General features: G+C 73.9%; 1 protein-coding gene. It reads right to left on the bottom strand.

Going from position 1 to position 303, the window contains the following annotated elements; genetic code table 11:
- The coding region (locus DSP71_RS06220; RefSeq protein WP_113680652.1) for an ATP-binding cassette domain-containing protein at positions 1 to 283 on the bottom strand (283 nt) is incomplete at its 3' end.
- Positions 284 to 303: the final 20 nt, after the last annotated feature.

Genomic DNA, 303 nt, shown 5'->3' with positions numbered 1-303 from the left:
GGCCGAGCAGCACCACGCCGCGGTTCATCGGCGGCGTCCGCACCCGTGGTGAGGCGACGCGGTCGACGACCCGGCCGGCGACCTCGATCTCTCCCGCGCTCAGCGGCTCGAGGCCCGCGAGTGCCTGCAGCAGGGTCGATTTGCCCGCGCCGCTGGGCCCCATGATGGCCATGGTCTCCCCCACCGCCACCTGCAGAGCGACGTCGACGGCGAAGTGCTCGCGATCGACCACGATGTGTGCGCGCAGCCCCGGTGCCTCGGCCCGGGTCTCCCTTCCCGTCATCGTGCGGCCCCCGGTCGCCA

Source organism: Microbacterium sp. H6 (genome assembly GCF_003314775.1).
GTDB lineage: Bacteria > Actinomycetota > Actinomycetes > Actinomycetales > Microbacteriaceae > Microbacterium > Microbacterium oxydans.
Note: the sequence above shows the minus strand (reverse complement) of the source record. Positions and strands in the feature narration are given on the sequence as shown.